Annotated in this window: 13 protein-coding genes, 9 tRNA genes and 3 rRNA genes; 8 read left to right on the top strand and 17 right to left on the bottom strand. The window is 46.8% G+C overall.

The window, feature by feature from the left end; genetic code table 11:
- Positions 1–41: 41 nt before the first annotated feature.
- The gene (locus tag KHO06_RS00370) at positions 42–1757 is read right to left on the bottom strand and encodes an ABC transporter ATP-binding protein (protein ID WP_005533491.1); all 1716 of its coding nucleotides are present in this window, start codon (positions 1755–1757) and stop codon (positions 42–44) included.
- Between the two features lie 686 nt (positions 1758–2443).
- On the opposite strand from KHO06_RS00370, the gene KHO06_RS00365 reads away from it, so the two are divergent.
- On the top strand, positions 2444–3169 hold the full coding sequence (locus KHO06_RS00365) for an HAD family hydrolase (protein ID WP_102389089.1): 726 nt from the start codon (positions 2444–2446) through the stop codon (positions 3167–3169).
- A 596-nt stretch (positions 3170–3765) separates the two neighbouring features.
- Here KHO06_RS00365 and KHO06_RS00360 read toward each other — a convergent pair.
- The 5 genes from KHO06_RS00360 to KHO06_RS00340 form a co-directional block, all read right to left on the bottom strand.
- Positions 3766–3842, bottom strand: a tRNA-Pro gene (locus KHO06_RS00360).
- Between the two features lie 64 nt (positions 3843–3906).
- Positions 3907–3982 (bottom strand) — tRNA-His (locus KHO06_RS00355).
- Between the two features lie 47 nt (positions 3983–4029).
- A tRNA-Pro gene (locus KHO06_RS00350) sits at positions 4030–4106 on the bottom strand.
- Between the two features lie 76 nt (positions 4107–4182).
- Positions 4183–4258, bottom strand: a tRNA-His gene (locus tag KHO06_RS00345).
- Between the two features lie 35 nt (positions 4259–4293).
- Positions 4294–4370 (bottom strand) — tRNA-Arg (locus tag KHO06_RS00340).
- A gap of 362 nt (positions 4371–4732) precedes the next feature.
- Here KHO06_RS00340 and KHO06_RS00335 point away from each other — a divergent pair.
- Positions 4733–5146, top strand: a complete 414-nt coding sequence (locus KHO06_RS00335) for a cytochrome c5 family protein (RefSeq protein ID WP_038890158.1) — start codon at positions 4733–4735, stop codon at positions 5144–5146.
- Between the two features lie 72 nt (positions 5147–5218).
- Here KHO06_RS00335 and rep read toward each other — a convergent pair whose 3' ends face one another.
- The gene (gene rep / locus KHO06_RS00330; protein ID WP_009703181.1) at positions 5219–7234 is read right to left on the bottom strand and encodes a DNA helicase Rep; all 2016 of its coding nucleotides are present in this window, start codon (positions 7232–7234) and stop codon (positions 5219–5221) included.
- 170 nt (positions 7235–7404) lie between these two features.
- Between rep and KHO06_RS00325 the strand changes: the two genes are divergently transcribed.
- The 4 genes from KHO06_RS00325 to KHO06_RS00310 all read left to right on the top strand — a co-directional run bounded on the left by KHO06_RS00325 (position 7405) and on the right by KHO06_RS00310 (position 12628).
- Entirely contained in the window at positions 7405–7986 is a 582-nt protein-coding gene (locus KHO06_RS00325) for a TetR/AcrR family transcriptional regulator (RefSeq protein WP_212581914.1), read from the top strand.
- 18 nt (positions 7987–8004) lie between these two features.
- Positions 8005–9111, top strand: a complete 1107-nt coding sequence (gene vmeC, locus KHO06_RS00320) for a multidrug efflux RND transporter periplasmic adaptor subunit VmeC (RefSeq protein WP_212581913.1) — start codon at positions 8005–8007, stop codon at positions 9109–9111.
- 11 nt (positions 9112–9122) lie between these two features.
- Complete coding sequence (gene vmeD, locus KHO06_RS00315; RefSeq protein ID WP_212581912.1) at positions 9123–12245, top strand: multidrug efflux RND transporter permease subunit VmeD; 3123 nt, start codon at positions 9123–9125, stop codon at positions 12243–12245.
- Between the two features lie 131 nt (positions 12246–12376).
- Entirely contained in the window at positions 12377–12628 is a 252-nt protein-coding gene (locus KHO06_RS00310; RefSeq protein ID WP_005427244.1) for an accessory factor UbiK family protein, read from the top strand.
- Between the two features lie 526 nt (positions 12629–13154).
- Here KHO06_RS00310 and ilvC read toward each other — a convergent pair.
- Positions 13155–14639 (bottom strand): ketol-acid reductoisomerase, encoded by a 1485-nt coding sequence (gene ilvC / locus KHO06_RS00305; RefSeq protein WP_021017933.1) that lies wholly within the window; start codon positions 14637–14639, stop codon positions 13155–13157.
- A gap of 142 nt (positions 14640–14781) precedes the next feature.
- On the opposite strand from ilvC, the gene ilvY reads away from it, so the two are divergent.
- A complete protein-coding gene (ilvY, locus tag KHO06_RS00300) occupies positions 14782–15672 on the top strand; it encodes an HTH-type transcriptional activator IlvY (RefSeq protein ID WP_041853429.1) in 891 nt (296 codons plus the stop codon).
- A 431-nt stretch (positions 15673–16103) separates the two neighbouring features.
- Here ilvY and KHO06_RS00295 read toward each other — a convergent pair.
- The 7 genes from KHO06_RS00295 to KHO06_RS00265 all read right to left on the bottom strand — a co-directional run bounded on the left by KHO06_RS00295 (position 16104) and on the right by KHO06_RS00265 (position 21547).
- Positions 16104–16180: transfer RNA gene (locus KHO06_RS00295), tRNA-Asp, on the bottom strand.
- Between the two features lie 31 nt (positions 16181–16211).
- A 5S ribosomal RNA gene (rrf, locus tag KHO06_RS00290) occupies positions 16212–16328 on the bottom strand.
- A gap of 87 nt (positions 16329–16415) precedes the next feature.
- Positions 16416–19306 (bottom strand): 23S ribosomal RNA (locus KHO06_RS00285).
- 335 nt (positions 19307–19641) lie between these two features.
- A tRNA-Val gene (locus KHO06_RS00280) sits at positions 19642–19717 on the bottom strand.
- A 30-nt stretch (positions 19718–19747) separates the two neighbouring features.
- Positions 19748–19823: transfer RNA gene (locus KHO06_RS00275), tRNA-Lys, on the bottom strand.
- A gap of 2 nt (positions 19824–19825) precedes the next feature.
- Positions 19826–19901: transfer RNA gene (locus tag KHO06_RS00270), tRNA-Glu, on the bottom strand.
- Between the two features lie 90 nt (positions 19902–19991).
- Positions 19992–21547 (bottom strand): 16S ribosomal RNA (locus tag KHO06_RS00265).
- Together the 16S, 23S and 5S rRNA genes with 4 tRNA genes alongside form the textbook arrangement of a ribosomal RNA operon.
- Before the next feature lie 491 nt (positions 21548–22038).
- On the opposite strand from KHO06_RS00265, the gene KHO06_RS00260 reads away from it, so the two are divergent.
- Positions 22039–22590, top strand: a complete 552-nt coding sequence (locus tag KHO06_RS00260; RefSeq protein WP_005535485.1) for a gamma carbonic anhydrase family protein — start codon at positions 22039–22041, stop codon at positions 22588–22590.
- Between the two features lie 14 nt (positions 22591–22604).
- Here the strand turns inward: KHO06_RS00260 and KHO06_RS00255 are convergent, their stop codons facing one another.
- Both KHO06_RS00255 and aroE read right to left on the bottom strand, forming a co-directional pair.
- Positions 22605–22868 carry a DUF1488 domain-containing protein gene (locus KHO06_RS00255; RefSeq protein WP_005429835.1) on the bottom strand — a complete coding sequence of 88 codons (264 nt, stop codon included), beginning with the start codon at positions 22866–22868 and terminating at the stop codon, positions 22605–22607.
- A gap of 3 nt (positions 22869–22871) precedes the next feature.
- Entirely contained in the window at positions 22872–23705 is an 834-nt protein-coding gene (gene aroE, locus KHO06_RS00250) for a shikimate dehydrogenase (RefSeq protein WP_212581911.1), read from the bottom strand.
- Positions 23706–23756 lie beyond the last annotated feature (51 nt).

Here is a 23756-nt window from a genome sequence, read left to right as displayed (position 1 = left end):
GGTTTGTTGACCTTGATGGTCAGCCAAGCGAAAAACTTGGTTTATGCCGTTTTGATTTCTTCTCTCAAGCCTGTGAATTCAGGCATCAGAGAAATCAGTTTCTTGCTGTATTCATGCTGAGGAGCGGTAAATAGCTGCTCAGTTGGCGCCACTTCCAGTAGCGTACCCATCTGCATCACACCCACTCGGTCACACATTTGGCGAATAACCGGTAAGTCGTGGCTGATAAACAGCATGGTGAGGTTGAGCTCACTTTGCAGATCTTTTAGCAAGTTCAGAATTTGTGCCTGTACCGATACATCCAACGCTGATGTCGGTTCATCACAAATCAGTAGTCGAGGGCGTGTCGCCAGTGCTCGCGCAATAGAAATACGCTGACGCTGACCACCGGAGAATTCATGAGGGTATTTCACGCCCGCCATTTTGCCCAAACCTACGTGATCAAGTAGGTCATTCACAATCTGACGCGTTTCCGCTTCATTCTTAGTGAGCTTATGGAAACGAATTGGCTCCGCGATGATGTCAAAAATCTTCATACGCGGGTTCATTGACGTGTACGGGTTTTGGAACACCATCTGCATTTGACGACGCAGTGGACGACGCTCTTTTTCTGATTTCAGCGCTGTTAGGTCAATACCTTCAAAGCTGACTTGCCCTGAGTTTGGTTCATACAGGCCAGCAATCACGCGTGCGATGGTCGATTTACCTGAGCCAGATTCACCCACCAAGCCAAACGTCTCGCCTTCGTGCACTTCAAAGCTGACATTGTTCGAGGCCTGCACGTATTCACGGCGGCTTTCAAACAGTGAATCTTTGGTCACAAAGCGCAGATTCACATTCTTCACGTCCAAAAGTGGGCCCGTGTACTCACGCTGATCTTGGCTTTGACCTAGCCAGTGGTTCTTAATGTCCAGTTCTTGTAGCTCTGTCGCTTCTTCGATATAGCTGACCAACGGGAAGCGATCGAGTTTTACATCAGAACGAGGAACGGCTGAAATTAGGCTGCGTGTGTATGGGTGATCAGGATCGCCCAACACCTTAGCGGTTGGACCAAACTCCACCAAATCACCGCGGTACATAACTGCCACACGGTCAGTCACGTTTGAAACCACACCCATGTCATGCGTCACCAACATACAACCTACGTTGTTCTTGATACACAGTTCACGGATAAGGTTTAGGATTTGGTCTTGGATTGATACGTCGAGTGCCGTAGTTGGCTCATCGGCAATGATCAAATCTGGCTCCCCAGCCAGTGCGATAGCAATAACCACGCGCTGACGCATACCGCCAGAGAATTGGTGTGGGTACTGTTTAAGACGGTTTTCAGGTTGCGGGATACCAACCTGCTGCATAAGAGAAAGCGCGCGTTGATACGCCTCTTCATCCGATACCTTCATATTGGCGTGGATGGTCTCTTTCAATTGCTGCTCAACCGTAAATAGTGGGTTAAGCGAGGTCATTGGATCTTGAAAGATAAAGCCAATCTTAGAGCCGCGAACCTTACGCATCGCTTCTGGCGTTAAACCAGATATTTTTTCGCCATCAAGGTACACATCACCACTGGCAACACGACCCGGAGGGCTAAGCAAATCAATAACGGCGTTACCAACGGTGGATTTACCCGCACCTGATTCGCCAACAACACCCACAATTTCGCCACGATCGATATGAAAAGAAAGCGATTTCACGGCCGCATGGACACCGTGACGGGATGGATATTCAATACGAAGGTTTTTCACCTCTAATAGTGACATTTCAGACCTCTACTGCCTTGTCTGTGGTATCGAATCGCGCAATAAAAGCGCCATTCATCACCTGAATGAATCCGTTCAAATTCAGAATAATACTCTGAAATCTTAATGCGGAGACAATTTGGCAAAAATTACACAAAAAAGCAACAATTAAAGTATATTCCGCCGAAAAAACATTATTTACACGCACAATGAGCGAATAGAAATGCATTAACAAGTATTTAACCATTTTCATAACACACCATTTTTGTGCGCTATGCACCAATAAAAACAGAAAAATGCTCTAAGTTTACGCATAAAGCCACTATTGACAGTATCCCTATTATTCACGCAATACCATTAACATTTACCAAACAATATTCCGTTCTTATTGGGGATTTTCGACATAAAATGTTACTAACAAAATAGTCTGCATACATAAAAAGCCAAAATCTCCACACAACTAAAGCGGTGAAAACGTGAGCAGTTCAGCAAAACAAATGAAATCCGTCACCTAATCTTGGTTATGCGTCAGTTATGCGATTTCGTGATTAAGTCACTTCGGGCAGGAGAAAAAATACATGGCTGTTCATCTTCTTTTAGGCATTAAAAACGATGTGGAAGCATTGATTTTGCGCTTTCCACTGTCATTTTGAGTGAGATAAGAGATAATCAAACTCTAACGTTGAGTAGTGAATGAAGGAGCCCCTGTGCTTAAAGCGATATTTTTTGATATGGACGAGACTTTATGTGGCACATCTCAAGCCGATAAAGTAGCAGGACAAGAGTTTGCCAACTGGATTGCTCAAACTTACCCTCAGGTCGCTGACTCCACAGCCTTCGTGCAACGCTACTTACAAGGTGTGTATAAGAAGCTAAACCACGAATTCCCTCAGCTTATTGCTCTATTGCCAGATGAAAATGCGTTCCGCTGCGGTTTAATCCAAACCATCTTGGCAGAGCAAGGTATCGAGATCGATGCAGAACAAGCGCAACAGGCACAAAGCTTCTTCGATTCAGCTCGAATGGGTGCTTTTACCTTCTTCCCAGGCGTGAAGGAAATGCTGACTGAGCTACGCCAACACTACAAATTGGTGGTAATCACTAACGGCCCTATCTTCTCCCAACATCCAAAGCTCAAAGCGACACAAATGAGTGAATGGGTGGATCACATCATCGTGGGTGGCGAAGAGCCAGAAGAGAAGCCTGCGGCAAGCATCTTCCACAAAGCACTCAACCTTGTAGATGTAAAACCAGAAGAGGCGATTCATATTGGCGACTCTCTACCAGCAGATATCGCGGGTGCCAACAATATGGGCATTCTGAGTGTGTGGGTTAACGAGACAGGCGCAGCAAACCCGACTGATATCAAGCCAAACTATGAAGTGAAAGAGACGGTTGAGCTCAAAGAAATTCTAAAAACGCTCGCTCAATAAAGCGCCCAACTCAAGAAATATAAAGCCCCAGCCATCGTGCTGGGGTTTCTTTTATCAGCTCGACAAGCATTTGGATCATGGGTGGTCAAAAGCTCCCAGAGCTGTACATTGTTGGCGGAATTGAAAATAGAGTGAAGATTTTTGAGAGTAAGAAATGGAAAAAGCCCCAGTCTTTCAACTGAGGCTTTAAATAGCGGTCGATGAAGAGCCATATTCTAACTTCAGGCGAACCCCACTTGAGTTCAAACCCATTGAAATACTGCCGACTCATCTAGTCCAAGCGATATCACTAGCTCTAAAACGACAAAAGCCTGCTAAGAAGCAGGCTTTCTAATAGTGGTCGGTGAAGAGAGATTCGATCGGACTGGCGCTCCAGCCCACGGCCCTTTGGTCCCAACATTCTAAATTTCAAACGTAAAAAAGCCCCAGTCTTTCGACTGAGGCTTTAAATCGTAGCCGGTGAAGAGCCATATTCTAACTTCAGGCGAACCCCCTCTTGGGTTCAAATCCATTGAAATATTGCCGACTCATCTAGTCCAGCAATATCACTAGCTCTAAAACGACGAAAGCCTGCTAAGAAGCAGGCTTTCTAATAGTGGTCGGTGAAGAGGGATTCGAACCCCCGACCCTCTGGTCCCAAACCAGATGCGCTACCAAGCTGCGCTATTCACCGAACTGTATTTGCTGATTCTCTCAAATCAGACTGGATACTTCAACTAAGAAGTCACCTAAATTAATGGGGTGGCTAACGAGATTCGAACTCGCGACCACCGGAATCACAATCCAGGGCTCTACCAACTGAGCTATAGCCACCATCAATTTTTGCTGTTTACCGCTTATTATAGCCATAAACTAAATAGTGGTCGGTGAAGAGGGATTCGAACCCCCGACCCTCTGGTCCCAAACCAGATGCGCTACCAAGCTGCGCTATTCACCGACGAATTTTGTTTCGACTCTTGGGATATTTGAATCAAAACTGGGAACTTCATTAATTTAATGAGTTACCAAAATAATGGGGTGGCTAACGAGATTCGAACTCGCGACCACCGGAATCACAATCCAGGGCTCTACCAACTGAGCTATAGCCACCACTATTGTTCGTGCCGTTAATTTGTATTCCGGAATGGCACGCCCGAAAGGATTCGAACCTTCGACCTTTGGCTCCGGAGGCCAACGCTCTATCCAACTGAGCTACGGGCGCATGCCCCATCGGCGGAGAGGAATAATACGGATATCACACTATGCCGTCTAGTACTTTTTTTTACTTTTTTTCTCGTTTGGTCTCTTTTTCGACAGTTATCTGCCTTTAAAGTGAATTTTTGATGTGATTCACGCCCTGTCATGGATAACTTGTTGTTTATTGCAACAAGTTATCGGGATATAATCACCCATTATTTACATTGATTTAACAGCTGCAACTTGGTTGTTCAATCACTCTAGACCGTTAGATAAGGTTTTCTGCTCACTATAGAAGCAATCGCGTAAAACTTTCTCCAACGGCTCTAAATACTCTAACTATATAAATAGGTAAGTCACTTACCTCGGGAATGTGAAGTGGGTTTAATGGATATGTCTCGACGAATGATTAGCGTTTTGTTCGCTGCCTTAACTTTTTCTACGGCAGCTTTAGCTTCTGACATCAGCCAAACTGAATACGATGCGATCGCAGAACGCATCAAACCTGTCGGTGATGTTTATCTTGCAGGTGCAGAACCAGTAAAAGCAGAGCCAACTGGTCCGCGCGATGGTGCGGCAGTTTATGGTACTTTCTGTATTGCTTGTCACGCATCAGGCGTAAACGGCGCACCAAAAACTGGTGATGCGGGCGATTGGGCACCACGTATTGCACAAGGCAAAGACGTGCTGACTAACCACGCAATCCAAGGCTTCAACGCGATGCCAGCAAAAGGCACGTGTATGGACTGTTCTGATGACGAAATCATCGCAGCCATCGACCACATGATTGAAGGTCTATAATAAAGACATCAACGAAAAAGGCTTGCCACTTGGCAAGCCTTTTTGTTTTTAGCAAGTTAGAGCCACGTTGTTCTATTTCTTAAACATTGCTCGAATATTAGCGATGTGTGCTTGGCCTTTTGCCATACGCTCTTCTGCCGATACCGGCTTTTTGTTTGCTTCCCATTCAACGTCATCAAATGGCAGCTCATCCAAGAAGCGGCTTTGCGTCGGCTTGATCAATTCACCAAACTGTCGGCGTTCCTTACACATGGTAAACGTCAGTTCACGCTGCGCACGAGTAATACCTACGTACATTAGGCGACGTTCTTCTTCAACGTTATCTTCATCAATACTGGTTTGGTGCGGTAGAATGCCCTCTTCCGAACCAATCAAGTACACGAACGGAAACTCTAGACCTTTTGAAGCATGCAGGGTCATCAATTGAACCGCATCACTGTCCTCATCTTCTTCACCGCGCTCCATCATGTCGCGCAAAGTAAGACGCTGAACCACCTCTTTTAACGTCTTCTCTTCTTGATCGTAGTTGTCACCTTCTAGGTCGGCCACAATCCAAGAGTAAAGGTCAGAAACGTTCTTCATGCGCATTTCAGCCGCTTTCGGGCTTGCTGAGGTTTCGTATAACCAATCTTCGTAATGAATATCACGTACGAGCGAGCGCACCGCTTCAACCGTATCGCCACGCTCGGCTTGATCGGCAATCGCCACCAACCATTGAGTAAAGCGGCGTAGGTTCTCTAAACCACGGCCGGTTAGGTGCTGCTCCAATCCCATTTCAAAGCTGACTTCAAACAAGCTCTTACCACGCATGTTGGCGTAGCTACCCAATTTCTCTAGAGTCACGGGACCAATTTCACGACGCGGCGTATTCACAATGCGTAGGAACGCGTTGTCATCATCTGGGTTCACCAATACGCGTAGGTAAGCCATGATGTCTTTGATCTCTGCTCGAGCGAAGAAAGACGTGCCGCCAGACAGTTTGTATGGCACACGGTTTTGCATCAGTGACTTTTCAATCAGACGTGATTGGTGGTTACCACGGTATAGAATCGCATAATCTTTATATTCGGTGCGATTAAGGAACTTATGCGCAATCAATTCACCCGTTACGCGCTCCGCTTCGTGCTCTTCATTCTTCGCCAGTAACACTTTGAGTTTTTCGCCGTCAGGAATTTCCGAGAAAAGCGATTTCTCATATACGTGTGGGTTATTCGCAATCAAGATGTTTGCCGCACGAAGAATACGACTGGTCGAGCGGTAATTCTGCTCCAACTTAATCAAGCGCAAATTTGGGTAATCTTCACCAAGCAATACTAAGTTTTGCGGTTTAGCACCACGCCATGAATAGATAGATTGGTCATCGTCACCTACGACGGTCAAACGACCACGCTCGCCAACGATTAACTTCACCAAGTCATATTGGCTAGTGTTGGTATCTTGATATTCGTCCACCAATAGGTAACGAATGCGGTTCTGCCAACGTTGACGCACTTCTTCATTGTTACGTAGCAATTGCACTGGCAGAGAAATCAGGTCATCAAAGTCGAGCGCGTTGTATGCCTTCATCTGCTTCTGATACATCTCAAAACAGAAAGCAAACAGTTGTTGTTGCTCACCTTGAGCCAACGCCTTGGCTTGCTCTGGTGTCAGCATGTCGTTCTTCCAGTTGGAAATACAACTTAACAACTGACGCAGCAAATCTTTATCGCCGTCTAGCTGCTTTTCTGTCAGCTCTTTAAGAAGCGCAAGCTGGTCTTGATCATCAAACAGTGAGAAACCAGCTTTCAAGCCGAGATGTTTGTACTCACGCTTGATGATGTTGAGCCCCAAGGTGTGGAAGGTCGAGACCATCAGACCTTTCGATTCAGCTTTACCTAGTGTCTGACCAACACGCTCTTTCATCTCACGCGCAGCTTTATTGGTAAAGGTTACCGCAGCAATATTACGTGCCTTGTAGCCACACTGCTGAACCAAATAAGCGATTTTATTGGTAATTACACGAGTTTTACCCGAGCCCGCCCCAGCAAGTACCAAGCATGGGCCTGATACGTACTTAACGGCTTCGTCTTGTCTAGGGTTCAGCTTCATAAAAATTCTCTGCGGGTGGAAATAGTGGCGCCTATGATAAAGGGGTGACCGTGGGAAAGCTACGCCGATTTTCACGTAATTTTTACACGAACAGATGCAACATTTTGTTGCATAAGTGACCAGTCTTTACGCTATAATGAATGAACGTTCATTCATTGGGTGGTGGGGTTATGACCAATAACACTACTGGAGATAAATACGAGCAAATCATTGCTGCTGCAGAACGCTTAATCGCGGAGTCCGGCTTTCATGGCCTATCCATGCAAAAGCTTGCGACAGAAGCGGGTGTCGCAGCTGGCACGATTTATCGATATTTCTCAGATAAAGAACATCTTTTGGAAGAAGTTCGCCTTACCGTTACCAAACGTATTGCGGACGCCGTTCAAGCGGATGTTCATGACGATATGCCCCTGAAAGAACGTTACCGCACTATGTGGCTCAATATTTGGCATCTTGCTGGTTCAAATTTAGACACTTTAAGCAATCGTGTCCAATATGAGTCATTACCTTGTGCAAATCGTAAAGGTGCTCGGGAACTTGAAAGGCAAATGTTTGCCCAAGTAGATCGTCTTTTCGATCAAGGTAAGGTGGAGGGAGTATTCAAACCCCTTGATAACGAAATTCTTTCAGGGTTGAGTTTCGAAGCTAGTGTTGCGCTTGCTAGAAAACATGCTTTGGGATTTTATCAGTTGGATGAAGACGCGTTGGAAGCAGCCGTTGAAGCCAGCTGGGATGCAATTATTAAACACTAACTTGGAGTTCTTAATAGAATGAAAAAGTGGACTTTCTTTATGTTGCTTATCGCAGTCCTCCTGTTCGGGAGCGTGATAGGTTTCAACTTATTCAAGCAACAAAAAATTGCTGAATACATGGCGAATCGTCCGGAACCAGAATTCCCAGTAACCGTAACAGAAGTAAAAGCGGTTGATTGGGTACCTGTGATCGAAGCGATCGGCTTTATTGAACCTAACCAAGGTGTCACTATTGCTAACGAAACCAGCGGTGTAATCGATAAGATTTCATTCGACTCTGGTACTCAAGTGGAAGAAGGTCAGCCTCTCGTGCACCTAGACTCTGACGTTGAGAAAGCAAACTTAAAGAGCTCACAAGCGAAACTTCCAGCAGCTCAAGCTAAGTACAAACGCTACCAAGGCCTTTTCAAGAAAGGTTCTATCTCTAAAGAAGCGTACGACGAGGCTGAAGCAAACTACTTCTCACTTAAAGCGGATATCGAAAGCCTGAAGGCAACCATCGACCGCCGTGAAATCAAAGCGCCTTTTGCTGGTGTAGTTGGTATTCGTAACGTTTATCTTGGTCAATACCTACAAGCAGGTACTGACATCGTGCGTCTTGAAGACACAACGGTAATGCGCCTGCGTTTCACCGTGCCTCAAACAGACATCTCTCGCATCAAGCTCGACCAAGAAGTAGACATCTTTGTCGATGCTTACCCTGATAAGCCATTCAAAGGTTCTATCTCTGCTATCGAGCCTGCGGTTAACGTTCAAAGTGGTCTGATCCAAGTTCAAGCTGACATTCCAAACAGCGATGGCAAACTTCGCAGCGGTATGTTCGCTCGTGCAAACATCATTCTGCCTAAGCTAGAGAACCAAGTAACGCTACCACAAACAGCTATCACGTTTACGCTATACGGCGACAACGTCTACATCGTGACTGAAGAAGACGGTGAAAAACGTGTTAAACAACACGTTGTGAAAGTGGGTGAGCGTACTAAAGACATCGCGCATATCCTTGAGGGCGTGAAACCAGGTGACGTGGTGGTCACGTCGGGTCAAATCCGTCTAAGTAACCACGCGAAAGTGACCATCATTGAAGATTCGGCACTGACACCACCTGCTGAAACACCAATGCTTTAATTGGAGGCATCATGCGCTTTACTGATGTTTTTATTAAACGTCCAGTTTTAGCGGTATCGATCAGCTTTTTGATTGCGTTGCTTGGTTTACAAGCCGTATTCAAGATGCAGGTTCGTGAATACCCTGAAATGACAAATACGGTGGTTACTGTAACCACCAGTTATTACGGTGCGAGTGCCGACCTGATCCAAGGCTTTATTACCCAGCCTTTGGAGCAAGCCGTCGCGCAGGCCGATAATATCGACTACATGACTTCATCCTCGGTGCTTGGTACGTCTACCATTACCGTAAACATGAAGTTGAATACCGACCCGAATGCGGCGCTGTCTGACATTCTGGCGAAAACCAACTCGGTTCGTTCACAACTTCCAAAAGAAGCGGAAGACCCGACAGTAACCATGTCGACTGGCTCGACTACCGCGGTACTGTACATCGGTTTCACCAGTGACGAGTTGTCTTCGAGCCAGATCACCGACTACCTTGAGCGTGTAATTAACCCGCAGCTATTTACGGTAAACGGTGTATCGAAAGTTGACCTATACGGTGGTATGAAATACGCGCTACGCGTATGGCTAGATCCAGCAAAAATGGGCGCACTTAAGCTGACAGCAACCGACGTGATGACGGTACTAAACGCCAACAACTATCAGTCGGCAACCGGTCAGGCGACAGGTGAATTCGTGCTTTACAACGGTAGCGCAGATACTCAGGTATCCAACGTTGCTGAACTCGAAGCGCTGGTTGTTAAAACTGGTGAAGGTGACGTAATTCGTCTTGGCGACATTGCGAAAGTAACCTTAGAGAAGAGCCACGATGTTTACCGCGCAAGTGCGAACGGTCAAGAAGCCGTAGTTGCAGCGATAAACGCGGCACCAAGTGCTAACCCAATCAACATTGCGGCAGATGTTTTGAAGCTTTTACCTCAATTAGAGCGTAACTTGCCAAGTAACATCAAAATGAACGTGATGTACGACTCAACTATCGCTATCAACGAATCGATTCACGAAGTTGTGAAAACCATTCTTGAAGCGGCAGTTATCGTACTTGTGGTTATCACTCTGTTCCTTGGTTCATTCCGTGCGGTAATCATCCCTATCGTTACTATCCCACTATCATTGATTGGTGTTGCGATGGTAATGCAGGCGATGGGCTTCTCGTGGAACTTGATGACACTTCTGGCAATGGTACTCGCCATCGGCCTGGTGGTGGATGACGCGATCGTGGTTCTTGAGAACGTCGACCGTCACATCAAAGAAGGGGAATCCCCGTTCCGTGCGGCCATCATAGGTACGCGTGAAATTGCGGTTCCTGTAATTGCAATGACTCTAACGCTGGGTGCAGTATACGCGCCAATCGCGTTGATGGGCGGTATTACAGGCTCGCTATTTAAAGAGTTTGCGTTAACCCTAGCTGGTGCAGTATTTGTGTCCGGTATCATCGCTTTGACTCTGTCACCGATGATGTGTTCAAAAATGCTTAAGGCAAACGGAGAGCCAAGTAAGTTTGAACAAAAAGTGCATCACGTATTGGATGGCATGACCAACCGCTACGAGAAAATGCTGACTGCTGTTATGGCCCACCGCCCAGTGATCATTGCTTTCGCAATCATCGTGTTCGCAACGCTACCAATTCTGTTTAAGTTCATTCCAAGTGAGTTGGCTCCTTCAGAAGATAAAGGCGTTGTCGTACTGATGGGTACAGCACCGTCGAACGCAAACTTGGATTACATCCAAAACACCATGAACGACGTCAACAAGATTCTGTCTGATCAGCCAGAAGTGGAATACGCTCAGGTGTTTAACGGTGTACCAAACTCAAACCAGGCGTTCGGTCTAGCGACTCTGAAACCTTGGAGTGAGCGTGAGGCAAGCCAAGCAGATATTACCAAGCGTGTCGGTGAGTTAGTTTCTCACGTACCGGGCATGTCTGTAACCGCATTCCAGATGCCCGAACTTCCTGGTGCCGGTTCAGGTCTACCGATTCAGTTCGTTATCACTACGCCAAACAGCTTCGAGAGCTTGTTTACTATCGCAAGTGACATCCTAGCTGATGTGTCTACTAGCCCTATGTTTGTCTACTCGGATCTGGATCTAAACTACGATTCAGCAACGATGAAGATCAGCATCGACAAAGACAAGGCTGGTGCGTACGGCGTGACCATGCAAGACATTGGTGTAACGCTAAGTACCATGATGGCAGACGGTTACGTAAACCGTATCGACCTAAATGGTCGTTCATACGAGGTTATCCCTCAAGTTGAACGTAAATGGCGCCTAAACCCAGAGTCGATGAAGAACTACTACGTACGCTCAGTTGACGGTAAAGCAGTGCCACTGGGCAGCTTGATCACGATTGATGTTGTCGCAGAGCCTCGCTCACTGCCTCACTTCAACCAGCTAAACTCAGCAACCGTTGGTGCAGTACCTTCACCAGGTGTTGCAATGGGTGATGCGATCAACTGGTTCGAAGACGTGGCACAAAACAAACTGCCATCAGGCTACAACCATGACTACATGGGTGAGGCTCGTCAGTTTGTAACGGAAGGTAGCGCACTATACGCAACATTCGGCTTGGCCTTGGCGATCATCTTCCTAGTACTAGCGATTCAGTTCGAATCTATCCGCGATCCAATCGTAATCATGGTATCGGTGCCACTAGCGGTATGTGGTGCGTTGATTGCTCTGGCGTGGGGTACGGCATCGATGAACATCTACTCACAGGTTGGTTTGATTACTCTGGTTGGTCTGATCACTAAGCACGGTATCTTGATCTGTGAGGTAGCGAAAGAAGAACAGTTACACAACAAACTGTCTCGCATCGATGCAGTAATGGAAGCGGCGAAAGTTCGTCTACGTCCAATCCTGATGACAACAGCGGCGATGATTGCAGGTCTGATCCCACTGATGTACGCAACAGGCGCAGGTGCAGCTCAGCGCTTCAGTATCGGTATCGTAATCGTTGCTGGTCTAGCGATCGGTACACTGTTTACGCTATTCGTACTGCCTGTGATTTACAGCTACCTAGCTGAGAAACACAAGCCACTGCCAGTGTTTGTTGAAGACAAAGACTTGGAAAAGCTAGCTCGAGTCGATGAAGCAAAAGCTGCTCATCGCGAATTAGCTGATAACAAGTAAGCATAAAGCACTAAGAAAAAGGTCACCTCGGTGACCTTTTTTATTGCTTCTCTCTTTTTTGCCATCTAAATGGCGACTTTCCCGTATCATTTACATAGAATGTGGGCAAATCAAAAGGAGTTTTAGCCACTATGTTTGACCCAAAGAAATTAGAGCAAATCGCTAAACAAATTCACGAATCAATGCCACAGCCAGTAAAAGAACTAGGCGCGGATGTTGATCAAAAAGTTCGCCAAGTAATCCAAGGTCAGCTAAACAAGCTAGACGTAGTTAGCCGCGAAGAATTCGATGTACAAACTCAAGTTCTGCTGCGTACTCGTCAAAAGCTGACAGAGATGGAAAAGAAATTGGCTGAGCTTGAAGAAAAGCTAGCTGATAAATAAGCGAGAAGCGAGAAGCGAGAAGCGAGAAGCGAGAAGCGAGAAGCGAGAAGCGAGAAGCGAGAAGCGAGAAGCGAGAAGCGAGAAAATTCTTGAGGGTTGGCGTATGCACGTCAACCCTTTTTGTTTTTCGGGATTCGGGATTCGGGATTCGGGATTCGGGATTCGGGATTCGGGATTCGGGATTCGGGATTCGGGATTCGGGATTCGGGATTCGGGATTCGGGATTCGGGATTCGGGATTCGGGATTCGGGATTCGGGATTCGGGATTCGGGATTCACTTCAATTTTGTCTTCTTAAGGACAAATTGAGTCAACACTTACGATACCTTTACTTCTATCAATTCTATCCCAACGAACATATCTCGACTCCAACAGCGAAGGTGTCCCACATTTCGAAGAAAAAATCGTTTCCATAAAAACAAAAAGGCTTGGTCAACGGCGACCAAGCCTTTTGATTAGATGTTGTGTTTTATTTTGTATTTATTGACCCCAGTCTATCTGGAGTTCTTTACTAACTTGGATAGGAGTTAGCCGCCTACTGCGATGTTCTTCATATCAGTCATGTAACCACGTAGCTCTTCACCAATGTACTCCACTGGGTGGTTACGGATAGCATCATTTACAGCGATAAGAGTCGCGTTATCTACTTGGTTAGAAGTTTCACCTAGCCCTTTACCAATTACGTCAGTATTTACTGCTGGCATAAACTTCTCACGTAGAAGCGGTGTTGCTACGTTAGCGAACAGGTAGTTACCATATTCCGCAGTGTCTGAGATAACCACGTTCATCTCGTATAGGCGCTTACGTGCGATAGTGTTCGCAATCAGTGGTAGCTCGTGTAGAGACTCGTAGTAAGCAGACTCATCGATGATGCCAGATGCCGTCATTGCTTCAAACGCAAGCTCAACACCCGCACGAACCATAGCAACCATCAGGATACCGTTGTCGAAGTACTCTTGCTCAGAGATTTCTACGTCAGTTTCTGGATAGTTTTCGAAAGCAGTTTCACCCGTTTCTGCACGCCAGCCTAGTAGGTTAACATCGTCGTTTGCCCAGTCAGCCATCATAGTGCTAGAGAAGTGACCTGTGATGATGTCATCCATGTGCTTGTTGTATAGCGGACGCATCAGCTCTTTTAACTCTTCAGAAAGCTCAAATGCTTTTACTTTTGCTGGGTTTGATAGACGATCCATCATGTGAGTGATACCACCAAACTTCAGAGCTTCAGTGATGGTTTCCCAACCGTATTGAAGAAGCTTACCTGCATAGCCTGGATCGATACCGTCAGCAATCATCTTCTCGTAACATACGATAGAACCAGCCTGTAGCATGCCACAAAGGATAGTTTGCTCACCCATTAGGTCAGATTTCACCTCAGCAACAAAAGAAGACTCTAGACAGCCAGCACGGTGACCACCTGTTGCTGCAGCCCAAGCTTTCGCGATATCCCAACCTTCGCCTTTAGGATCGTTCTCTGGGTGAACAGCGATAAGAGTCGGTACACCAAAACCACGCTTGTATTCTTCACGAACTTCCGTACCCGGACACTTAGGTGCAACCATTACTACCGTTAGGTCTTTACGGATTTGCATGCCTTCTTCAACAACATTGAAACCGTGTGAGTAACCTAGTGCTGCGCCTTCTTTCATTAGCGGCATTACTGTCTCAACAACGTTTGTGTGCTGCTTATCTGGAGTAAGGTTTACTACTAGGTCAGCTTGTGGAATTAGCGTTTCGTAGCTACCTACTTCAAAACCGTTGTCTTTTGCGTTTTTGAATGACTGGCGCTGCTCATCAATAGCTGCCTGGCGAAGTGCATAAGCAACGTCTAGACCAGAGTCGCGCATGTTCAGACCTTGGTTAAGGCCTTGAGCACCACAACCTACGATGACCACTTTCTTACCTTTTAGGTAATCTGCTTCTGATGCGAATTCTTCACGGTCCATAAAGCGACAACGACCAAGTTGGTCCAATTGCTCACGCAAGTTTAGGGTATTGAAATAGTTAGCCATCTGGGTGCTCCTTAACATTCTTCCATAGAGGTCGGTATTTGTGTTACCGAATGAGTTCATACTAAAACAGACATTCTGTTGCTGAAAGTGATATATTCACAATTACTTATTGCAATTAATGCAACATGGAAGTGAAGATTTAATGAACATCAAAAGCCTGCAATTATTCATTCATCTATGTGATAGTAAGAGCTTTGCTAAAACAGCAGCAGCAATGCATATCAGCCCTTCCGCACTGAGTCGGCAGATCCAGAAATTGGAAGAAGAAACACATCAACAGCTGTTCTTGCGTGATAACCGAAGTGTTGAATTAACAGTTCAAGGAAAGAAGCTATTACCTGTAGCACTGAAGATCTTAGGTGAGTGGCAGCAATACCAAAGTTATGTCAAAGGGACAGAAGACGAGTTAAAGGGTGAGATACGTTTATTTTGCTCGGTAACCGCAAGTTACAGCCACCTCCCAGAGCTGATTTCTGAATTCCGCATTCAGCATCCATTTATCGAATTCAAACTCTCTACTGGCGATCCAGCGCAAGCCATCGATAAAATATTGGCAGATGAGGCTGATATCGCGATCTCTGCTAAGCCAGACCAACTGCCAGCTAAAGTCTCCTTTGAACCAATCAGTGAGATTCCCCTATCGGTGATAGCGCCAGTTGGAGTCAGCAGCTTTGCAGAAGAACTGCAGAAAGAAAGTCCGGATTGGTCAACGATCCCTTTTATTGTCCCAGAAGCAGGCACAGCAAGAGAAAGAGCGAATGTTTGGTTTAAGCAAATGAAGATCAAACCAAATATCTACGCACAGGTGGCAGGACATGAGGCTATTGTCAGCATGGTGGCTTTAGGCTGTGGCGTCGGTATCGCACCGGATGTGGTAATCAACAACAGCCCTGTCAGAGAGAAGATAAATCGACTCAAGGTTCTACCTATAAAACCATTTGAACTCGGGGTCTGTTGCATCAAGAGCCAACTAGAAAATCCATTAGTGAAAGCCCTATGGGAAGTCGCAGAAAGTAAGTATATCTCCCTGTAGACATACCTGACTCAAATAGGAACCTTAAGCCCGTTACACAAGTACCGGGCTTTTTGTTTGCAGTCAATCTTGAACATAAAATCTAGAGCAGCACAAAAAGAGCGCAACGTCACTGTTCATATAACAAAGATAGTACTAAAAAAACGATGAGAGTAAGTAAGCGCTTACGTTTGGGGAGTTTTAAGGCTTAGAAAATAGCCAATGATAAAAGAGAAATAAGACCTTTATCCCACAGAGTTCGCTATGCTGCTGGCACTGGGCTCTGAAGATATCAACCCAATACAAAAGTTTTTTCTAAACCAGTGACAGAGCGGCTGGGCTTGCACGCAATTGGACTCGCACACAAGCGGAGTTCATACACCAATAGGTGAATTTGAATTGTCAGATACGAAAAAGCCCTAGCATTTCTGCTAGGGCTTTGTCTGAATAAGTGGCGGAGCGGACGGGACTCGAACCCGCGACCCCCGGCGTGACAGGCCGGTATTCTAACCAACTGAACTACCGCTCCGCACTGGTTAGACCTAAAGTCTAAATTTAAAGCCTGGCGATGTCCTACTCTCACATGGGGAAGCCCCACACTACCATCGGCGCTAATTCGTTTCACTTCTGAGTTCGGAATGGAAGTCAGGTGGGTCCAAATCGCTATGGTCGCCAAGCAAATTCTTTAATTCAGAAAGCTGTTTCAGTTCTTACACATTCAATTCGTTCTTGCTTTGAGTCCATCAAAACCCCTTGGGTGTTGTATGGTTAAGCCTCACGGGCAATTAGTACAGGTTAGCTCAACGCCTCACAACGCTTACACACCCTGCCTATCAACGTTCTAGTCTCGAACAACCCTTTAGGATACTTAAAGTATCAGGGAAGACTCATCTCAGGGCTCGCTTCCCGCTTAGATGCTTTCAGCGGTTATCGATTCCGAACTTAGCTACCGGGCAATGCGTCTGGCGACACAACCCGAACACCCCAGAGGTTCGTCCACTCCGGTCCTCTCGTACTAGGAGCAGCCCCCTTCAATCTTCCAACGCCCACGGCAGATAGGGACCGAACTGTCTCACGACGTTCTAAACCCAGCTCGCGTACCACTTTAAATGGCGAACAGCCATACCCTTGGGACCGACTTCAGCCCCAGGATGTGATGAGCCGACATCGAGGTGCCAAACACCGCCGTCGATATGAACTCTTGGGCGGTATCAGCCTGTTATCCCCGGAGTACCTTTTATCCGTTGAGCGATGGCCCTTCCATTCAGAACCACCGGATCACTATGACCTGCTTTCGCACCTGCTCGAATTGTCATTCTCGCAGTCAAGCGGGCTTATGCCATTGCACTAACCTCACGATGTCCAACCGTGATTAGCCCACCTTCGTGCTCCTCCGTTACGCTTTGGGAGGAGACCGCCCCAGTCAAACTACCCACCAGGCACTGTCCGCAACCCCGATGAGGGGTCAACGTTAGAACATCAAACACTACAAGGGTGGTATTTCAAGGACGGCTCCACTAATACTGGCGTACTAGTTTCAAAGCCTCCCACCTATCCTACACATGTAGGGTCAATGTTCAGTGCCAAGCTGTAGTAAAGGTTCACGGGGTCTTTCCGTCTAGCCGCGGGTACACTGCATCTTCACAGCGATTTCAATTTCACTGAGTCTCGGGTGGAGACAGCGTGGCCATCATTACGCCATTCGTGCAGGTCGGAACTTACCCGACAAGGAATTTCGCTACCTTAGGACCGTTATAGTTACGGCCGCCGTTTACCGGGGCTTCGATCAAGAGCTTCGACCGAAGTCTAACCCCATCAATTAACCTTCCGGCACCGGGCAGGCGTCACACCGTATACGTCATCTTACGATTTTGCACAGTGCTGTGTTTTTAATAAACAGTTGCAGCCACCTGGTATCTGCGACTCTCAATAGCTCCATCCGCAAGGGACTCCACCGTCGAGAGCGTACCTTCTCCCGAAAGTTACGGTACCATTTTGCCTAGTTCCTTCACCCGAGTTCTCTCAAGCGCCTTGGTATTCTCTACCCGACCACCTGTGTCGGTTTGGGGTACGATTCCTTACAATCTGAAGCTTAGAGGCTTTTCCTGGAAGCATGGCATCAATGACTTCACTACCGTAGTAGCTCGACGTCGTGTCTCAGCCTTAAGAAGAGCCGGATTTACCTAACTCTTCAGCCTACGCACTTGAACCTGGACAACCGTCGCCAGGCCCACCTAGCCTTCTCCGTCCCCCATCGCAATTGTAAGAAGTACGGGAATATTAACCCGTTTCCCATCGACTACGCCTTTCGGCCTCGCCTTAGGGGTCGACTTACCCTGCCCCGATTAACGTTGGACAGGAACCCTTGGTCTTCCGGCGAGGAGGTTTTTCACCCCTTTATCGTTACTCATGTCAGCATTCGCACTTCTGATACGTCCAGCATGCGTTACCACACACCTTCAACCGCTTACAGAACGCCTCCCCTACCCAATGCACTAAAGTGCATTGCCGCAGCTTCGGTTTACTACTTAGCCCCGTTACATCTTCCGCGCAGGCCGACTCGACCAGTGAGCTATTACGCTTTCTTTAAATGATGGCTGCTTCTAAGCCAACATCCTGGCTGTCTGAGCCTTCCCACATCGTTTCCCACTTAGTAGTAATTTGGGACCTTAGCTGGCGGTCTGGGTTGTTTCCCTCTCCACGACGGACGTTAGCACCCGCCGTGTGTCTCCCGGATAGTACTTACTGGTATTCGGAGTTTGCAAAGGGTTGGTAAGTCGGGATGACCCCTAGCCTTAACAGTGCTCTACCCCCAGTAGTATTCGTCCGAGGCGCTACCTAAATAGCTTTCGGGGAGAACCAGCTATCTCCAGGTTTGATTGGCCTTTCACCCCTAGCCACAAGTCATCCGCTAATTTTTCAACATTAGTCGGTTCGGTCCTCCAGTTGATGTTACTCAACCTTCAACCTGCCCATGGCTAGATCACCTGGTTTCGGGTCTATATCCAGAGACTGAACGCCCAGTTAAGACTCGGTTTCCCTACGGCTCCCCTAGATGGTTAACCTTGCCACTGAATATAAGTCGCTGACCCATTATACAAAAGGTACGCAGTCACACCACGAAGGTGCTCCTACTGCTTGTACGTACACGGTTTCAGGTTCTATTTCACTCCCCTCACAGGGGTTCTTTTCGCCTTTCCCTCACGGTACTGGTTCACTATCGGTCAGTCAGTAGTATTTAGCCTTGGAGGATGGTCCCCCATATTCAGACAGGATATCACGTGTCCCGCCCTACTCGATTTCACTTAATATGCGTTGCCGGTTACGGGGCTATCACCCTGTATCGCACAACTTTCCAGAAGTTTCACCTGACGCATAAAAAGCTTAAGGGCTAATCCAATTTCGCTCGCCGCTACTTTCGGAATCTCGGTTGATTTCTTTTCCTCGGGGTACTTAGATGTTTCAGTTCCCCGGTTCGCCTCGCCTGCGCTATGTATTCACGCAACGATACTAGCTTATGCTAGTGGGTTTCCCCATTCGGAAATCCCAGACTCAAATGGTTTTTACTACCTAATCTGGGCTTATCGCAAGTTAATACGTCCTTCATCGCCTCTGACTGCCAAGGCATCCACCGTGTACGCTTAGTCACTTAACCATACAACCCGAAGGAGTTTCGAGTTGATGAACAAGTCACCAAAGTTGTCTGCAATTTTTATACATGATGCAGACTCGATTTTGCCGGACTCAAATATGTTTTGCTTTCGCAAAACCCAAGAACACTTGAATGTGTTGTTTGGAGTATTCAATTAAGAATACTTTGAGAACTTTACAAACAATCTTAAAGATTGTTTTGTCAGCTTTCCAAATTGTTAAAGAGCTATGTTTCTTCACAAGGAAGTACATTTTCTAAATACTTTCAGAGACGAAGATTCTAACCACGTACGTTTTACTGAAGTGGTTTGGAATTCCTATCCAAAAATACTTAGAGAATGGTGGGCGATACCGGGCTCGAACCAGTGACCCCCTGCTTGTAAGGCAGGTGCTCTCCCAACTGAGCTAATCGCCCACATAAGTTTTAATTCTTCGTGGAGAAGAATGGTGGGTCGTGCAGGATTCGAACCTGCGACCAATTGATTAAAAGTCAACTGCTCTACCAACTGAGCTAACGACCCAATGGTATCCCGTAGGGGAGTCGAACCCCTGTTACCGCCGTGAAAGGGCGGTGTCCTAGGCCTCTAGACGAACGGGACACTAAGTTGAACATCTTGGGAGATGCTCTATCTCTTTACTTTATAAACCGTATCAATCTGTGTGGACACTCATCGTGAGTAATCATCGTATAAGGAGGTGATCCAGCGCCAGGTTCCCCTAGCGCTACCTTGTTACGACTTCACCCCAGTCATGAACCACAAAGTGGTAAGCGTCCTCCCGAAGGTTAAACTACCTACTTCTTTTGCAGCCCACTCCCATGGTGTGACGGGCGGTGTGTACAAGGCCCGGGAACGTATTCACCGTGGCATTCTGATCCACGATTACTAGCGATTCCGACTTCATGGAGTCGAGTTGCAGACTCCAATCCGGACTACGACGCACTTTTTGGGATTCGCTCACTCTCGCAAGTTGGCCGCCCTCTGTATGCGCCATTGTAGCACGTGTGTAGCCCTACTCGTAAGGGCCATGATGACTTGACGTCGTCCCCACCTTCCTCCGGTTTATCACCGGCAGTCTCCCTGGAGTTCCCGACATTACTCGCTGGCAAACAAGGATAAGGGTTGCGCTCGTTGCGGGACTTAACCCAACATTTCACAACACGAGCTGACGACAGCCATGCAGCACCTGTCTCAGAGTTCCCGAAGGCACCAATCCATCTCTGGAAAGTTCTCTGGATGTCAAGAGTAGGTAAGGTTCTTCGCGTTGCATCGAATTAAACCACATGCTCCACCGCTTGTGCGGGCCCCCGTCAATTCATTTGAGTTTTAATCTTGCGACCGTAACTCCCCAGGCGGTCTACTTAACGCGTTAGCTCCGAAAGCCACGGCTCAAGGCCACAACCTCCAAGTAGACATCGTTTACGGCGTGGACTACCAGGGTATCTAATCCTGTTTGCTCCCCACGCTTTCGCATCTGAGTGTCAGTATCTGTCCAGGGGGCCGCCTTCGCCACCGGTATTCCTTCAGATCTCTACGCATTTCACCGCTACACCTGAAATTTCTACCCCCTCTACAGTACTCTAGTCTGCCAGTTTCAAATGCAATTCCGAGGTTGAGCCCCGGGCTTTCACATCTGACTTAACAAACCACCTGCATGCGCTTTACGCCCAGTAATTCCGATTAACGCTCGCACCCTCCGTATTACCGCGGCTGCTGGCACGGAGTTAGCCGGTGCTTCTTCTGTCGCTAACGTCAAATAATGCAGCTATTAACTACACTACCTTCCTCACGACTGAAAGTGCTTTACAACCCGAAGGCCTTCTTCACACACGCGGCATGGCTGCATCAGGCTTGCGCGCCCATTGTGCAATATTCCCCACTGCTGCCTCCCGTAGGAGTCTGGACCGTGTCTCAGTTCCAGTGTGGCTGATCATCCTCTCAGACCAGCTAGGGATCGTCGCCTTGGTGAGCCCTTACCTCACCAACTAGCTAATCCCACCTAGGCATATCCTGACGCGAGAGGCCCGAAGGTCCCCCTCTTTGGCCCGTAGGCATTATGCGGTATTAGCCATCGTTTCCAATGGTTATCCCCCACATCAGGGCAATTTCCTAGGCATTACTCACCCGTCCGCCGCTCGACGCCGTTATCGTTCCCCGAAGGTTCAGATAACTCGTTTCCGCTCGACTTGCATGTGTTAGGCCTGCCGCCAGCGTTCAATCTGAGCCATGATCAAACTCTTCAATTTAAGATTTTGTCGGCTCAATGAATACTGAACATTACATAAAGTAATGTTTGAATTGACTGTGCTGAATCTTTCGATTCAATGGTCACTTCGTTTCATTGAAACCTAATTTGATACCGAGGTATCTAATTGGATTATCATCAACGAGTGCCCACACAGATTGATAGGTCTATATTGTTAAAGAGCTTTCCTATTGAGCTTTGCTCAAATCGGACGGCCATTTTAGCGAGTTAAAGTTTAGTGTCAATCACTTTTTCAAACTTTTTTCAAGCGTTTCCGCTTGGCTAATTGGCTTGCTAACTCAACCTCGTTTCTTTCGAAGCGTTGCCGTGTCAGCGAGGTGGCATTATAGAGATTGCGATCACATTGGCAAGCCCTTTTTCTCGTTTTTTTTTGATTTTTTTGCCGTTTGAGTGTTTTTTATTCTAAAAGGCGAGTTTTTACTATTCTTCTTATCAAATATCACCGTTATTAGCTCTTTATAAGGAATAAAGATGAGTTCAATTAGAAGTTATAAAGGTATACGTCCTCAGTTGGGAAAGCGTGTCTACGTCGACTCAACCTCTGTTTTAGTCGGTGATATCCGAATTGGTGATGATTCTAGTATCTGGCCATTGGTTGCAGCTCGTGGCGATGTAAACCACATTCATATCGGTGACCGTACCAACGTTCAAGATGGCAGCGTGCTTCATGTGACACATAAGAATGCGGATAACCCACTCGGCTATCCTCTCATCATAGGTAATGATGTCACCATTGGTCACAAAGTAATGTTGCATGGCTGCGAGATACACGACCGCGTATTAGTAGGTATGGGTGCGATAGTTTTGGATAATGTGGTTGTAGAATCTGACGTAATGATAGGTGCAGGCAGTTTAGTCCCACCAGGGAAGAGGTTAGAAAGCGGCTATCTATATGTGGGAAGCCCAGTAAAACAAGCTCGCCCTTTATCAGAACAAGAGCAAGCTTTCCTACAAAAGTCTGCCAACAATTATGTACAAAACAAAAACGACTACATTAATGAGGTGGAGGACATCAATAAGTAGTCTGGCAGAGTCAGCTAGTCGATGATGATGTGGCCTTCTTCATTGAAGGCTTCATCTTCTATTAACTCTTCTGCTATTTCTTCTAGATCAAAGCGATTATCAACGAAAGCCTCAATGGCAGCTTGCTCATTAGCTATGATTAAGCCACTCAACTTTTCTAACTTTTGTTTGGTTACGTAGCATTCAATCAATGCGCCAGCCTGTTGGGCTGCAAAATTGATTGATTGTGATGCTTCATCCCATGATTGCATGTCTGGGAATAGAATGGATTGATTCATCTCTTATTGACCTTCGAGGTTCTTTCTTAATTCTCTGAGTATTTGCTTCGCGCCAGGACGCAAACCACGCCACAACATAAAGCTTTCAGCCGCCTGTCCGACCAACATTCCAAGGCCATCATAAGCATGAGCCGCTCCGTGTTCTTTCGCCCACTGGTTAAAGCTTGTTAACCCCTTGCCATACATCATGTCGTAGCTAGTGCTATTGGTGGAAAAGATAGCAGAAGAGACCTCGGGCAACTCGCCGTTTAATGAAGCAGAGGTTGAGTTAATAATCACGTCGTACGCTTCTTCTATTGTAGTCATCTCCTTCGCTACAATAGGACCGTGTGAGACGAATAAGTCTGCAAGCTGTTGTGCTTTGCTAAAAGTACGGTTAGTAATCGTTAAAGAAGCAGGTTTCTGATCAAGGAGTGGTTTAATCACACCACGAGCAGCACCACCAGCGCCAATGACCAGAATTCTTGCGCCTTCCAATAAGACTTGATGCTGTAGTAGGTCTTGTACCAAGCCCTCTCCATCGGTGTTGTCACCAATTATTTCTCCGTCGTCTAGCTTCTTCAGTGTGTTCACAGCACCGGCTAGCTCTGCTCGCTCAGTAAGACGATTGGCAAATCGATAAGCATCTTCTTTAAAAGGCACTGTCACGTTACACCCTTTCCCATCGTCAGCGAAAAAAGCTTTTGCTGCTTCAACAAAGCCATCAACAGGGGCAGTTTCTGCGGTATACACCAATGACTGATTGGTTTGACGAGCAAACAAGGTGTGAATGAATGGCGACTTGCTGTGTCCGATAGGATTACCAAACACGGCATAACGATCAATTTGCAGAGTCATTTCCTTACCTTTATTCCTTACCCATATATAAAAATAGGGCCATCTGATTAC

It is taken from the genome of Vibrio sp. B1FIG11 (assembly GCF_905175335.1).
Classification (GTDB): domain Bacteria; phylum Pseudomonadota; class Gammaproteobacteria; order Enterobacterales; family Vibrionaceae; genus Vibrio; species Vibrio campbellii.
This window is presented reverse-complemented; position numbering and strand designations above follow the sequence as displayed.